The sequence below is a fragment of the Stutzerimonas chloritidismutans genome, from assembly GCF_020783375.1.
In the GTDB taxonomy this organism is placed as follows: Bacteria; Pseudomonadota; Gammaproteobacteria; order Pseudomonadales; family Pseudomonadaceae; genus Stutzerimonas; species Stutzerimonas kunmingensis.
On the sequence record NZ_CP086067.1, the window covers coordinates 3588287 to 3602588 of the forward strand.

Below are 14302 nucleotides of genomic sequence, written 5' to 3' on the forward strand. Positions count from 1 at the left end.
TCGGCTTCCTTGATAGGGGGCTCGTACGGGCGCGCCATGTTACGGATTTCGCCGGCAACGCTCCAGCAACAGTGCTCATTGTCGCCAATCGTCCCGCCGCAGCCGGTAGAGCACCTGGGTGTGCAGCGGGTGCTCGGGCGAAACGTCCGGATGACCGAACGTGGTGGCCGGTTCCGGGCGCATGCCGAGCCCTTCCAGCAGTTGCCTGCCCGGTTCGTTGATCTGCGAGACACAGGCCACGACCTCGTCCAGCCCCAGCGCGCCGAATGCGCATTTCAACGCCGTCTGCGCGGCCTCGCGAACCAGACCCTGCCCCCAGTGCTCGCAAGCCACCGCCCAGCGCAGCTCGGCGACCGCGTTCGGCAGCGGCAAGGCGGACCAGACCAGCCCGCAATAGCCGATGAAGGCGCCGTTGTCCTTGCGCTCCAGCGCCCACAGGCCGAAACCATTGCGCAGCAGATGCAGCCTGCTGCGCACCATCAGCGCGGCGCAGTCATCCCGGGACCACCGCGCCGGGTTGTAGCGCATCACCTCCGGGTCGGCACAGAGCCGCACCAACGGATCGAGGTCTTCGTCATGCCAGTTGCGCAGCCGTAGGCGCGTGCTTTCGAGTGCGAGTCGTTCAACCATCCCTGCTCCTTGAGCGCTCCGACGGCCAGCCTGCATACTGCGGCGCACATCCATCGAACAAGCGTGGTTCATGTCGCTTCCCCTGGTATTTCACGACGATTACAGCCCGCCATTGCCGCCGGGCCATCGGTTTCCCATGGAGAAGTTTCGTCTGCTGCGCGACCATCTGGTCGCCCTGGGTTTGACCACAGACGCAGCGCTATTGCGCCCCGAGCTGTGCAGCCATGACATTCTGGCGCTGGCGCACGAGCGCAACTACGTCGAGCGCTACTGCAGCGGCGCGATGGGTCGCGACGAGCTGCGCCGCCTCGGCCTGCCCTGGAGCCCGGAGCTGGCGCAGCGCACCGTGCGGGCGGTAGGCGGTTCGCTGCTGGCCGCCGAACAGGCGTTGCAGCATGGCCTGGCCTGCCACCTGGCCGGCGGCACCCACCATGCTCATCACGACCATGCGTCCGGCTTCTGCATCTTCAACGACCTGGCGGTAATCGCGCTCTACCTGCTGGAAAGCGGACGCGTCGGCCGCGTGCTGATCTTCGATTGCGACGTGCATCAGGGCGACGGCACCGCGCGCATCCTGGAGAACGTGGCGGACGCGGTGACCGTCTCGCTGCACTGCGAAAAGAACTTCCCCACTCGCAAGGCCCATAGCGACTGGGACATCCCGCTGCCACCCGGCATGGGCGATGAGGCCTACCTCAAGGTGGTTCATGACACCCTGAACTACCTGCTACCGATCTATCAGCCTGATCTGGTGCTCTATGACGCCGGCGTGGATGTTCATCGCGACGACGCCCTGGGCCTGCTCTCGCTGACCGACGCCGGGCTCGCCGCCCGCGACAGCGCCGTGCTCGACCACTGCCTGGGCCGCGACATCCCGGTGGTCGGCCTGATCGGCGGCGGCTACGACAAGGACCGCGCCCTGCTCGCGCGGCGCCACGCCACCTTGCATGTCAGCGCGGCAGCCGCCTGGCAGCGCCACGGACTCGGCTGAGCATCCGTCAGCGGCTACAATGCCCGCCCCGTGATGTTCTTCAGGCTTCTGCCATGACCCCGCCCGCCTCCTCCTCTCGTGTCGCCATCATCGGCGGCGGCCCTGCCGGCCTGATGGCCGCCGAAGTACTCGGCCAGGCGGGCATCAGCGTCGATCTGTACGACGCCATGCCCTCGGTCGGCCGCAAATTCCTGCTGGCCGGGGTCGGTGGCATGAACATCACCCATGCCGAGCACTACTCCACCTTCGTCAGCCGCTACGGCGCGCGCTCAGAGCAGCTGCGCCCGTTGCTGGACGCCTTTACTCCGAGCGCGCTGCGTGACTGGATTCACGGGCTGGGCATCGACACCTTCGTCGGCAGTTCCGGCCGGGTATTTCCCACCGACATGAAAGCCGCGCCATTGCTGCGCGCCTGGCTCAGGCGCCTGCGCGAGAGTGGCGTGCGCATTCATACCCGCCAGCGCTGGCTGGGCTGGGACGCACAGGGTGTGCTGCGCATCGCCGGGGCGGACGGCGAAAGCCTGATCGAGACCGACGCCACCCTGCTCGCCCTCGGCGGCGGCAGCTGGGCGCGACTAGGCTCGGATGGCGCCTGGGTGCCGCTGCTCACAGCTCGCGGCATTGCCATCGCACCGTTGCAGCCGGCCAACTGCGGCTTCGAGGTGCAAGCCTGGAGCGAGCACCTGCGGGACAAGTTCGCCGGCGCGCCGCTGAAGACGGTCAGCCTCGCCCTTCCCGACACCGCGCCGCGCAAGGGCGAGTTCGTACTTACCGCGACCGGCATCGAGGGCAGCCTGGTCTACGCGCTGGCGGCACCGATCCGCGAGACCATCAACCGTGACGGCGCCGCCACCGTGCTGCTCGACCTGCTGCCGGATCGCACCCTGGCGCAGGTCGCCAGCGCCCTGGCCAGACCACGGGGCGCGCAGTCGATGGCCAAGCACCTGCACCGCCAGCTGAAGCTCGATGGAGTCAAGGCGGCGCTGCTGCGCGAGCTGACCGATGCCGCGACCTTCCAGGACCCGCAGACCCTGGCCACGGCGATCAAGGCACTGCCCATCCGCCTGGTCCGCCCGCGCCCACTGGACGAAGCGATCAGCAGCGCCGGGGGCGTGCCGTTCGAAGCGCTGGATGCCAGCCTGATGCTGCGACAGCTGCCCGGTGTGTTCTGCGCCGGGGAGATGCTCGACTGGGAGGCAGCGACCGGCGGTTATCTGCTGACCGCCTGCTTTGCCAGTGGCCGGGCGGCGGCCGAGGGAATGCTGCGCTGGCTGCGGACCGAACGGCCCACAATCGCACAGGCTTGATCGACGGGTGAGCAGCGGCCGGATGAGCCGGCCGCACCCAGCGTTCTACATCTTCATCACGATACGGCCCTCGATGCGCCCGGCACGCATGTCGTCGAGTATATGGTTGATGTTGTCGAGCTTGTCGGTATGGATGGTCGCCTTGACCAGCCCCTCGCCAGCGAAGTCCAGCGCCTCCTGCAGGTCGGCACGTGTACCGACAATGGAGCCGGTGATGCTGATCGCCTTGAGCACCACATCGAAGATCGGCGTCGGGAAATCTCCCGGCGGCAGACCGACCAGCGCCACGGTACCGCGCCGCCGGGCCATGCCGATGGCCTGACCGAAGGCGCTGTTGGACACCGCCGTCACCAGCACGCCGTGAGCGCCACCGATATCGCGCTGCACCACTTCCACGGGGTTCTCCGTGCGCGCATTGACGGTCAGGTCGGCGCCCAGGCGCTTGGCCAGTTCCAGCTTGGCGTCATCCACATCCACCGCCACCACGTGCAGGCCCATCGCCTTGGCGTACTGCACCGCGACGTGGCCCAGGCCGCCAATACCGGAGATCGCCACCCACTGGCCGGGCCGCGCTTCGGTGACCTTGAGGCCCTTGTAGACGGTGACCCCGGCACAGAGGATTGGCGCGATCTCGTCGAACTCGACGTTCTTCGGCAGGATGCCCACGTAATTCGGGTCCGCCAGCACGTACTCGGCATAGGCACCGTTGACCGAGTAGCCGGTGTTCTGCTGGCCTTCGCAGAGGGTTTCCCAGCCGGTCAGGCAGTGCTCGCAGCAGCCGCAGGCGGTGTACAGCCAGGGCACGCCGACCCGGTCGCCCTCCTTCACCCGCGTCACGCCGGCACCCACCGCCGCGACGTGGCCAACGCCTTCATGGCCGGGAATGAACGGCAGGGACGGTTTCACCGGCCAGTCGCCCTCGGCCGCATGCAGGTCGGTGTGGCAGACGCCGGAGGCGGCGATCTTCACCAGGATCTGGCCGGGGCCGGGCATCGGCACCTTGACTTCCTCGAGGCGCAGCGGCTCGCCGAAGGCGTGTACCACTGCCGCTTTCATGGTCTGGGTCATGGACTTGCTCCTTGAGTCGGGACATTCGAGTCTGCACAACATGGACCGGATCAAGCCTAGACTCGAATCAGTGGCCGCGTGATGACGCCGACATCCGCGGTGCAGCCGCCAGCCCGCAGCGTTGCACGAATGTTCCAGACCGGCCACGCTCGCGGGGCGACACTGTGTCGCGCAGCATCGCCGCCTTGCGTTTCACGGAGCCGTCATGGGTACAGCTGACTGGATCGATCTGAAGAAGGATGCCGAGACCGGTATCGAGACGATCCGTGCGCACTTCGAAGGTCATGCCTACGACCCGCACTTCCATGACAGCTACCTGATCGGCTTCACCGAACAGGGCGTTCAGCAGTTTCACTGCCGCCGGACGCTGCACAGCAGCACACCAGGGCAGGTGTTTCTGCTCGAACCCGGCGAGCTGCACGACGGCCACGCGCCGACACCCGGTGGCTTCACCTATTCGATGCTCTACCTCGACCCGCACTGGATCGAGCGCGAACTGCGCGCGCTGTTCGAGGATGCGCCCAACCAGTGCCAGCCGGCGTTCGCCAAGACGCTGGAAAGCGAGCCGGCGCTGGTGACTGTGATTGCCGACGCCTTCCAGGCCTTGCAAAGCCAGGACCTGCGCATCGTTCGCCAGGCCGCGCTGGACGCGCTGCTGGGCAAGCTGGCGCGGCACCTGGCATGGCGACCGCGGCTGGCTGCCGACCCGCGCCTGCCGACCGTGGCGCTGCGGGCACGGGACTATCTGCATGCACATATGGACCAGGATCTGGGGCTGGACGATCTGGCGCGGGCCACCGGTGTCGATCGCTTCAGGCTGTCGCGGGCGTTCAAGGCGGCTTTCGGCCTGGCGCCGCATGCCTATCTGGTCCAGCTGCGCCTGGCCAAGGCCCGTCGCCTGCTCGCAGCCGGCCAGCCACCGGCGCTGGTGGCGATGAGCCTCGGTTTCGCCGACCAGAGCCACATGGGCCGCTGGTTCCGCCGCGCCTACGGGCTGACACCGGCGCACTACCGCAGACGCTGCTCGAATCTTCCAGACCGCTGAGCCGACAGGCGCGAGCATTCGGGCATCCGCCACCCTCGGAGCCGACCAGCATGCCTCGCCTCGCCGCCACCCCCGAATCATTCGCCACGCTCTTCATGGAGCAGCCGTCATGAGCCAGCTGCTGCCTTTCGTGCTGTTCGCCTTCGTCGCCTCGATCACGCCGGGGCCAACCAACATTCTGGTACTGAGCAACAGCTGGCGCTTCGGCCTGGGCGCAGCCATGCCAATCATTTTCGGCGCCTGCTCGGCTGCGGCATCGATCGTACTGCTGGTGGGCCTGGGTGCCGGCGAATGGTTGCTGCATCATCCGCAGTTGCAGCAGCTCATGAGCTGGCTCGGTCTGGCCTGGCTGCTCTACCTGGCCTGGCAGATCGCCCGCAGCCCGGCCGGGCCGGTCGAGGCCGACGCCGCGCCGCGCCGCGCCGGCTCGGCGCGCTGGGCGCCGCCGGCCTGCAACTGGTCAATCCGAAGGTGTGGATGATGGCGCTGGCGGTGGTTGGCGTGTTCAGCGGCGGCGCTGCCGACGCGGGGCGTTACGCCATTCACGCCCTGCTGTTCTTTCTGATCGCCTTGCCCTGCCTGGCAGCCTGGGCACTGCTTGGTGTCGGGGCGGCGAAGCTGCTGCACTCGGCAGCGCATATGCGCCGGTTCAACTACGCCATGGCACTGCTCTTGGTGGTGTCGGCACTGCTGAGTCTGTGACCTGCATTATCGGTGGAAACGGCTTCCCCGTTTTCCACCCTGCGCTGCGATCAGCGCTTCTTCGCCGGCTTGCCGCCGCCTAGGCTCGGCACCTTGCGAATCGGCCTGGCGTTGGGCTTTTCGCTCTCGTCGAACCAGTTGCCGAGATGAATCTTGCCCTTGCCGCCGCCGTCCTTGGGCTTTTTCGGTTTCTTCGGCTTCTTGATGATCTGCCCGCCCAGCGTGGTGGTCGGCACACGATGGTCCGGCACGAAGCCCAATTCGTCGTGGCGCGGCAGCACCTGGTTGATCAGGGTCTCGATGGCCGCAAGCTGATCGACTTCATCGGCGCTGACCAGCGATACCGCCTCGCCCGTGGCGCCGGCGCGACCGGTGCGGCCGATGCGGTGTACGTAGTCTTCGGCGACGATCGGCAGGTCGAAGTTGACCACCTGCGGCAGATCATGGATGTCCAGCCCGCGCGCGGCGACATCGGTCGCCACCAGCACCTGCACTTCGCCCGCCTTGAAGCGCTCCAGCGCACGCAGCCGCGAGGCCTGTGGTTTGTCGCCGTGGATCGCATCGCTGGAAATGCCCGCAGCCTGCAGCTCGTCCACCAGCTGATCGACACCCTTGCGCGTCTTGACGAACACCAGCACCTGGCCCCAGCGCTTGTCCGCCAGCAGATGCAGGAACAGCTCGGACTTGCGCTTCTTGTCCACTGGCACCAGCCACTGCTTGACCGTCTTCGCCGCGGCGTTGCGTGGGCTGACCTCGACCGATAGCGGGTCGCGCAGCAGCTCGCGGGCCATTTGCCGGATCGGCTCGGAGAAGGTCGCGGAGAACAGCAGGGTCTGGCGCTTCTTCGGCAGTGCGGCGAACAGTTGGTCCAGCTCGTCGGCGAAACCGAGGTCGAGCATGCGATCGGCCTCGTCGAGCACCAGCGCCTGCAGCTGATTGAAGCCCACGGCGTTCTGCCGGTAGAGGTCGAGCAGGCGACCGGGCGTCGCCACCAGCACGTCGATGCCCTTGCGCAGCGCCATCATCTGCGGGTTGATGCTGACACCGCCGTACACCGCGTAGGTGCGCAGCGGCAGGTTCTGCCCGTAGACACGAAAACTCTCATGGACCTGCTCGGCCAGCTCGCGGGTCGGCACCAGCACCAGCGCGCGCACCGAATTGCTCGCCACCTTGGCGCCTTCCATGGTCAGGCGCTGCAGCAATGGCAGGGCGAAACCGGCGGTCTTGCCGGTACCGGTCTGCGCCGCCGCCATCAGGTCGCGGCCCTTGAGCACGGCGGGAATGGCTTCGATCTGCACCGGCGTCGGCTTGCGGTAGTCGAGGGTTTCCAGGGTCCGCAGCAGCGGATCGATCAGGCCCAGGGAGGCGAAGGTCATGGCAGGCTCGCAGCGCCGTTTCGGCGGGATGAAAAAGGGCGGATTCTAGCAGCAGGCCGGGCACATCGGCTCACCAGCCGATTGCAGGCGGGCCAGGCGATGCCTTGCTGTCACAGTTTCATACGCTGCCGCGCTGGTAGCTGGCCAACGCCTGCCGCAGGATAGGCACAGCGCCGCGGCGCCGTCACATCAACCGCACGGAGACCCTGATGGAAGCGCTACTCGCCCACGGCCCCTTCGCCGAATTCGCCCTGCTGCTGATCGTTTCCGCGGTGGTCGGGGCGATTGCCGTGAGCCTGCGCCAGCCGCTGCTGATTTCCTACATCGTGGTCGGCATTCTGCTTGGCCCGGCGGTGTTCGGCCCGGTCAACGCCGCCGAACAGATCCATCTGCTGGCCGAGATCGGCGTCGCCGTGCTGCTGTTCGTGGTCGGGCTCAAGCTGGACCTCGCGCATATCCGCAATATCGGGCCGGTGGCGCTGGCCACGGGGCTCGGGCAGCTGACCTTCACCATCGTCTTCGGCTTCGCGCTCACGCTGCTGATGGGCAAGAGCACCATGGAGGCGATCTACATCGCCGTGGCGCTGACCTTTTCCAGCACCATCATCATCGTCAAGCTGCTCTCGGACAAACACGAGCTGGACTCGCTGCACGGACGCATCGCCGTCGGCTTCCTGATCGTCCAGGACCTCGCCGTGGTGCTGGCGATGATGACCATGAGCGCCCTGCGCGGCGCGGGCGATGCCGGCTGGGCCGAGGTCTCGGGCTCGCTGCTGCTGCGTCTGGCAGGCGCGGCCATCCTGATGTACGTGCTGATGCGCTACGTGCTGCCGCCGCTGGTCAGCCGCATGGCGCGCTCGCAGGAACTGCTGCTGATCTTCGCCATTGCCTGGGGCACCGGGCTCGCCGCGCTGGGCGACTACATCGGTTTCAGCAAGGAGGCCGGAGCCTTCGTCGCCGGCTTTTCGCTGGCCTCGACGGCCTATCGTGAAGCGATGAACGCGCGCCTGACCGGCATCCGCGACTTCATGCTGCTGTTCTTCTTCATCGACCTCGGTGGCCGGCTGGATTTCTCCACGCTCGGCAACGAGATCCTGCCGGCCATCGTGCTGGCGTTGTTCGTGCTGATCGGCAATCCGCTGATCGTCATGGCGATCATGGGCTACATGGGTTATCGCAAGCGCACCGGCTTTCTCGCCGGGCTGACCGTGGCGCAGATCAGCGAGTTCTCCATCGTCTTCGTCGCCATGGGCATCACCCTCGGCCATATCGGGCCGGAGGCGCTGGGTCTCACCACGCTGGTCGGTTTGGTGACGATCATGCTCTCGACCTACATGATCCTGTTCTCGCAACCGCTCTACGAGCGGCTGGCGCCCTGGCTCGGCCTGTTCGAACGCAAGCGTCCCTACCGCGAACTGGAAGTGGAAGCCCAGGGCAGGCCGCAGGGCCATCCGCGCATCATCATCTTCGGCCTGGGCCGCTATGGCTCACGCCTGCTGCAGCAGCTGGCCGCCGCACGACTGCCGGTGCTCGGTGTGGACTTCGACCCCGAGGCAGTGCGCACGCTGCGCCGCAGCAAGCTGCCGGTGCGCTTCGGCGATGGCGAGGACCCGAGCTTTCTCGAATCGCTGCCGCTGCAGCATGCCGAATGGGTGGTCACCAGCTTTCCGCAGTGGGAGGCCAATCGCGCCTTTCTGCATGCGCTCAAACATGCAGGGTTTCAGGGCAAGATCGCCGGCGTGGTGCGCGACGACCAGCATGGCAAGGCGCTGGACGCAGCCGGCGTCGCCCGCGTACTGAACCCCTTCACCGATGCGGCGGACTTCGCCGCGCGCAGCCTGATCGACGAGCTGGGATCAACGCCCAGGCCGCCGACCGACTAAGCGGCAAGGCGTTGAAGAACCCCACACGCGGCGCCATCCGGGCTCTGTCTGACCGGCGGACTTCAGCCACCGCCGGCGCAGCCGTTAACCTGCTATCCACCGGCCCCAATCGAGTGCGCCCATGAGTTCGAGCAACACCAGCAGCATCCCTGCCCCAGATGCCTATCCGTGCCACGGCGCCGCCGAGCACGGCGCCTGCCCCAGCTGCGCCAGTGGCGAGCGTCTGGGCTTCAGCTTCAGTTACGCCTTTCAGCCGATCGTCGATCTGCGCAGCCGGCAGATCTTCGCCCATGAGGCGCTGGTGCGCGGCATCGGCGGCGAGCCGGCACCCACTGTGCTGTCGCAAGTCACCGAGCAGAATCGCTTCCGTTTCGATCAAGCCGGCCGGGTCAAGGCGATTAAGACCGCGTCCAGGCTGGGCATGCAAAGCAAGCTGTCGATCAATTTCATGCCCAACGCGATCTATCGTCCCGAGCTGTGCATCCGCTCGACGCTGGAAGCCGCCCGCGCCCACGATTTTCCCATCGAGCAAATCATCTTCGAGACCGTCGAAGGCGAGCGCATCAACGACGGCAAGTGGCTGACCGAAGTGTTCCGCGAATACCAGCGCATCGGTTTTCTCACCGCCATCGATGACTTCGGTGCGGGCTTTGCCGGACTCAATCTGCTGGCCGATTTCCAGCCGGACATCATCAAGCTGGACATGGACCTGATCCGCAGCATCGACCAGAGCCGCACGCGTCAGGCCATCGTCCGGGCGACGGTGGGGATGTGTGAGGAGTTGGGTATCAAGGTGATCGGCGAAGGCGTGGAAACCGCCGACGAATGCAGCGCCCTGTTCGATCTGGGCATTCATCTGATGCAGGGCTACCTGTTCAGCCGGCCGCTGTTCGAGGCCTGTGGCCAGGCGGAACAGCTCGCCTGGCCGCAGTGAGTATCAGCCGCGCAACAGCTTGAGCAGTTCCTCTGCCGCCGCTTCCGATGAGGCCGGGTTCTGCCCGGTCACCAGCAGCCCGTCGACCTGCACGTAAGGCGCCCAGTCCGCGCCCTTGCTGTACTGGCCGCCACGCTCGCGCAGGCGGTCCTCGAGCAGGAACGGCACTACATCGGTCAGCTCCACACCCGCTTCCTCGCCATTGGTGAAGCCGGTGACGCGCTTGCCCTTGACCAGATACTCGCCATCCTTGCCGCGCACCTCGGTCAGTGCCGCCGGTGCATGGCAGACCGCGGCCACCGGCTTGTCGGCCTTGACGAAGGATTCGATCAGGGCGATGGAAGACGGGTTATCCACCAGATCCCACAACGGGCCGTGGCCGCCCGGGTAGAACACCGCATCGAAGTCCTCGGCGGAAACCTGATCCAGACGATAGGTGTTGGCCAGCAACGTCTGCGCCTCGCCATCGCCGTTGAAGCGCTCGGTAGCTTCGGTCTGGGCGTCAGGCTCGTCGCTCTTCGGGTCGAGCGGCGGTTCGCCACCCTCGGGCGACGCGAGCACCACCTGCGCCCCGGCATCCATGAAGACGTAGTACGGCGCGGCGAATTCCTCCAGCCAGAAGCCGGTCTTTTTGCCGGTGTCACCCAGCTGGTCGTGGGACGTGAGCACGATAAGAATTTTCATGGAGCCTCCTTGTTGAAGCGCGACGTGAACAGTTGAGACTGCCGCCGCGGGCACATTGCTCCGCGGCCAAATCACATCCATGAAAAAGGGCGCCGAAGCGCCCTCAAGAATCACCGTTCCGGTCAGATCCGAAAGCTATCCACCAGCTGCTTCAGGCGGCGCGCCTGCTGATCCAGATCGCCGCAGGCGCGCAGGGTCGACTGCAGGTTCTGCACGCCTTGCTGGTTCAGCGTGTTGATCTCGGTGATGTCCATGTTCAGCGACTCGATCACCGCGGTCTGCTCCTCGGTGGCGGTGGCCACCGACTGGTTCATGCCGTCGATCTCCCCGATGCGCTGGGTCACCTCGCCGAGGCGCTCGCCGGCGCGGTCGGCGATGGAGACGCTGGATTCACTCTGCCGCTGGCTTTCGGTCATGGTCTGCACCGAAGCGCCGGCACCGACCTGCAGCTGCTCGATCATCTGCTGGATTTCCTGCGCCGAGCTCTGGGTGCGATGCGCCAGGTTGCGCACCTCGTCGGCGACCACGGCAAAGCCGCGCCCCGCCTCGCCGGCCCGCGCCGCCTCGATGGCGGCGTTCAGCGCGAGCAGGTTGGTCTGCTCGGAAATGCCCTTGATCACCTCGAGAATCTGGCCGATGTCCACGGTCTTGGCATTGAGGGCCTCGATCTGCCCGCAGGACGCGCTGATCTTCGCCGACAGCTCGCGCATCGCGGCGATGTTCTGCTCCACCACCTGGCGACCGTCTTCGGCCTGATGCCGCGCGCCACTGGCGTGCTGCGAGGCATCTGCCGCGTTGCGGGCGATCTCCTGGGCGGCGGCGCCAAGTTCGTTGATCGCCGCCGCCACGCTGTTGGTGCGACTGGCCTGCTCGTCGGAGTTGGCCATCGATGCGTTCGAAGCGCCGAGCACGCGTTGCGCCACTTCGTTGACCTGTAGCGTGGCCGAGGACACCTCGCGGATCGATTCATGGATACGCTCGACGAAGCGGTTGAAGGCGGTCGCCAGCTGACCGAACTCATCCCTGGACTGCACGGCGAGGCGCCGGGTCAGGTCGCCCTCGCCCTCGGCGATGTTGGCCATGGCGCGGCCCATGTCGGTGAGCGGACGCATCAGTACACGGATCAGCATGCCCAGCAGCAGCAGGATGAACGCCACGGCGGCAACCGTGGCGACCAGCGCGGTGGTGCGGAAACTGGCGAGGCTGGCGTAGGCCGCGTCCTTGTCCAGCGAGATGCCGACGTACCAGGTCACCGAAGGCAGGCCCTGGACCCGGCTGAAGCTGAGGATGCGGGTCTGGCCGTCGAGATCGACTTCGGCATAGTTGGCGTCGAGCGACGGCGCATGACCGGGGAAGAGTTCACCCAGCGACTTCATCACCTTGGAGCTGTCCGGATGCACCAGGATCTTGCCGTCACCACTGGCCAGGAAGGCATAGCCCATGCCGTTGAAGTCCAGCGCGTTGATGATCTGCACCAGCACCTTGAGGCTGAGGTCACCACCGACCACGCCGAGCGCCTGACCGCCGCCCTGCGCCGGGGTTGCCGCGGTGATGATCAGCTCGTTGGTGGCGGCGTCCTGGTAGGGCTCGGTCAGCGTGGTGCGGCCGGCGGCCACGGCATCCTTGTACCAGGGACGCTGGCGCGGGTCGTAGCCGGCGGGCAGTTCGAAGCGCGGATGCACGATGAACTCGCCATCGGCGCGGCCCAGGTAGCTGAAAGCGAAAGTCGAGCTCAGCGCGGGCTGCTTGACCAGCGCCTCCACCTGCTCGCTGGCGCTGTCACGGGCGACCGTCTGCGCCAGACTTTCCAGCAGGACCAGCCGGCCGGATAGCCAGTTCTGGATGTTGTGCGCGGTCACCTCACCCATCTCGTCGAGGTAGCTCTCGAGATTGGCGCGAATGGCGTTGCGCTGCAGGTAGTCGTTGTAGAGGGTGAAAAGCGCGAAGGTCGCGATCACCACCAGGGAGGCGGCCAGCAGGATCTTGTGGCTGAATTTGAGGCTGTTGGTCATGGCAGCGAGTCCGGAACGGTTCGGGCAGGCGAGCATCCTTGTCCCGTGCGCCTCCCTGGCTGTCACCCTGAATTGTCGGCCTCGTCCAGCGGAACTTTACGGTCAGATGACGACGATCAAGCGGGGGATCGTCTTTCCGACCAGTGGCCTGCGTGGCGCTCCAGCAGAGCGCCACGCGCGGCCTTGACGCGGTATCAGCGACCGGCCAGCGCCGGCATCACCCGCGGACGCAACATCTCGCCAAGCACCGCCAGCGCACCGATCGCTCCGGCGATCCAGTACCAGCGCTGCAACGGGTCGAAGCCCAGCCAGCCAAGGGCATGCAGGAAGACCATGAGGATCAGCACCGGACAGACATAGCGCACCATGAACAGCCACAGCGCGTAGCCCAGCGGCGGCAGGTTCAGCTCGTCGCGCATGATCTCGCTGCGCAGCGCGTAGCCGGCCAGCAGCACGGTGAAGATCCCGCCCAGCGGCATCATCCAGCGCGAGGTCAGGTAATCCAGCCAGTCGAAGAAGTTCTTGCCCATCGGCGTCCAGCCCGACATCAGGTTGAACGAGAGCATCGCCAGCAGGCTGATCACCAGCAGCACCACGCCGGAACCCATTGCCGCCTTGATCCGCGAGATGCCGTGCTTCTCGTTGAGGTAGGCGACGGAGGCCTCGATCATGGAGATCGCCGAGGTCAGCGCGGCGATCGACACCATGGCGAAGAACAGCACGCCGAAGGCGGTGCCGAACGGCATCTGCTGGAAGGCCAGTGGCAGGCTCATGAAGATCAGGCCCGGGCCGGCAGTCGGGTCCATGCCGTTGGCGAAGATGATCGGGAAGATCGCCAGGCCCGCCAGCAGCGCGACGCAGGTGTCGGCGATGGCGACCATGAAGGTGGTGCGGGCGATGGACTGGTCATCCGGAATGTACGAGCCGTAGGTGAGGATCGCACCGGAAGCCAGGCTGAGGGTGAAGAACGCGTGGCCAAGCGCCGCCAGCAGCGCTTCGCCGGTGATCTTCGAGGTGTCGAAGCTGAACAGGAAGGCGAAGCCCTGATCGAAGCCGCCGCTGGTGACCGCGTAACCCACGAGGATCAGCAGCAGCACGGCCAGCCCCGGCATCATCCAGCGCACGGCGTTCTCGATGCCCTTCTGCACGCCCTTGGCGACGATCCACAGCGTCAGCAATGCCACCAGCAGGCTCCAGCCGCCGAGCTGCCAAGGGTTGGAGTTGTGCGCCTCGAACACGCCACCCAATGCCTCGACGCTGGTCGCCGCCAGCGAGCCGTCGAGCATCTTCACCGTGTAGGCGAAGGCCCAGCCGGCGACCACCACATAGAAGCAGAGGATCAGGAAGCCGGCGGTCATGGCCATGCCGCCCACCGCCTTCCACAGCGGATTGCCGTTGTTCTCGCGGACCACCCGGCCGATGGCGTCGATCGGGCTGCCACGGCCGCGGCGACCGATGGCGATCTCGCACATCATCACCGGTACGCCGATGGCGAGGATGCACAGCAGGTACATCAGTACGAAGGCACCACCGCCGAACTCGCCGGTGATGTAGGGAAATTTCCAGATGTTGCCCAGGCCCACGGCGGAGCCGGTTGCCGCGAGGATGAAACCCCAGCGCGACAGCCAGAGGTTCTTCGGTTTTTCACGAGTCATACGTCACCTGTTTGT

The 14302-nt window shown here is 66.3% G+C and carries 11 protein-coding genes and 1 pseudogene; 6 read left to right on the plus strand and 6 right to left on the minus strand.

Annotated elements, in window-relative coordinates; all coding sequences use genetic code 11:
* Positions 1 to 75: 75 nt before the first annotated feature.
* A complete protein-coding gene (locus LLJ08_RS16770; protein WP_041014941.1) occupies positions 76 to 630 on the minus strand; it encodes a GNAT family N-acetyltransferase in 555 nt (184 codons plus the stop codon).
* Between the two features lie 70 nt (positions 631 to 700).
* On the opposite strand from LLJ08_RS16770, the gene LLJ08_RS16775 reads away from it, so the two are divergent.
* Together LLJ08_RS16775 and LLJ08_RS16780 are read left to right on the plus strand one after the other, a co-directional pair.
* Positions 701 to 1621 (plus strand): histone deacetylase family protein, encoded by a 921-nt coding sequence (locus LLJ08_RS16775; protein WP_228207512.1) that lies wholly within the window; start codon positions 701 to 703, stop codon positions 1619 to 1621.
* A gap of 53 nt (positions 1622 to 1674) precedes the next feature.
* A complete protein-coding gene (locus LLJ08_RS16780) occupies positions 1675 to 2928 on the plus strand; it encodes a TIGR03862 family flavoprotein (protein WP_228207513.1) in 1254 nt (417 codons plus the stop codon).
* A 45-nt stretch (positions 2929 to 2973) separates the two neighbouring features.
* On the opposite strand, the gene adhP is transcribed toward LLJ08_RS16780, so the two are convergent.
* Positions 2974 to 3996, minus strand: a complete 1023-nt coding sequence (gene adhP / locus LLJ08_RS16785; protein ID WP_228207514.1) for an alcohol dehydrogenase AdhP — start codon at positions 3994 to 3996, stop codon at positions 2974 to 2976.
* Between the two features lie 205 nt (positions 3997 to 4201).
* Here adhP and LLJ08_RS16790 point away from each other — a divergent pair, with 205 nt between their 5' ends.
* Positions 4202 to 5041 carry an AraC family transcriptional regulator gene (locus tag LLJ08_RS16790; protein WP_042924611.1) on the plus strand — a complete coding sequence of 280 codons (840 nt, stop codon included), beginning with the start codon at positions 4202 to 4204 and terminating at the stop codon, positions 5039 to 5041.
* Positions 5042 to 5150: 109 nt separating this feature from the next.
* Positions 5151 to 5743, plus strand: a pseudogene (locus LLJ08_RS16795) (LysE family translocator).
* Positions 5744 to 5793: 50 nt separating this feature from the next.
* On the opposite strand, the gene LLJ08_RS16800 reads toward LLJ08_RS16795, so the two are convergent.
* Positions 5794 to 7119, minus strand: coding sequence for an RNA helicase RhlE1 (locus LLJ08_RS16800; protein WP_228207515.1), 1326 nt, complete (start codon positions 7117 to 7119; stop codon positions 5794 to 5796).
* A gap of 209 nt (positions 7120 to 7328) precedes the next feature.
* On the opposite strand from LLJ08_RS16800, the gene LLJ08_RS16805 reads away from it, so the two are divergent.
* Entirely contained in the window at positions 7329 to 9002 is a 1674-nt protein-coding gene (locus LLJ08_RS16805) for a cation:proton antiporter (RefSeq protein WP_228207516.1), read from the plus strand.
* A gap of 121 nt (positions 9003 to 9123) precedes the next feature.
* On the plus strand, positions 9124 to 9936 hold the full coding sequence (rimA, locus tag LLJ08_RS16810; RefSeq protein ID WP_228207517.1) for a S6 modification regulatory phosphodiesterase RimA: 813 nt from the start codon (positions 9124 to 9126) through the stop codon (positions 9934 to 9936).
* Positions 9937 to 9939: 3 nt separating this feature from the next.
* Here rimA and LLJ08_RS16815 read toward each other — a convergent pair whose 3' ends face one another.
* The 3 genes from LLJ08_RS16815 to LLJ08_RS16825 form a co-directional block, all read right to left on the minus strand.
* Positions 9940 to 10620, minus strand: a complete 681-nt coding sequence (locus tag LLJ08_RS16815) for a type 1 glutamine amidotransferase domain-containing protein (protein ID WP_044314891.1) — start codon at positions 10618 to 10620, stop codon at positions 9940 to 9942.
* A 122-nt stretch (positions 10621 to 10742) separates the two neighbouring features.
* On the minus strand, positions 10743 to 12632 hold the full coding sequence (locus LLJ08_RS16820) for a methyl-accepting chemotaxis protein (protein ID WP_228207518.1): 1890 nt from the start codon (positions 12630 to 12632) through the stop codon (positions 10743 to 10745).
* Positions 12633 to 12826: 194 nt separating this feature from the next.
* Positions 12827 to 14287 carry a sodium-dependent transporter gene (locus LLJ08_RS16825; protein WP_228207519.1) on the minus strand — a complete coding sequence of 487 codons (1461 nt, stop codon included), beginning with the start codon at positions 14285 to 14287 and terminating at the stop codon, positions 12827 to 12829.
* Positions 14288 to 14302 lie beyond the last annotated feature (15 nt).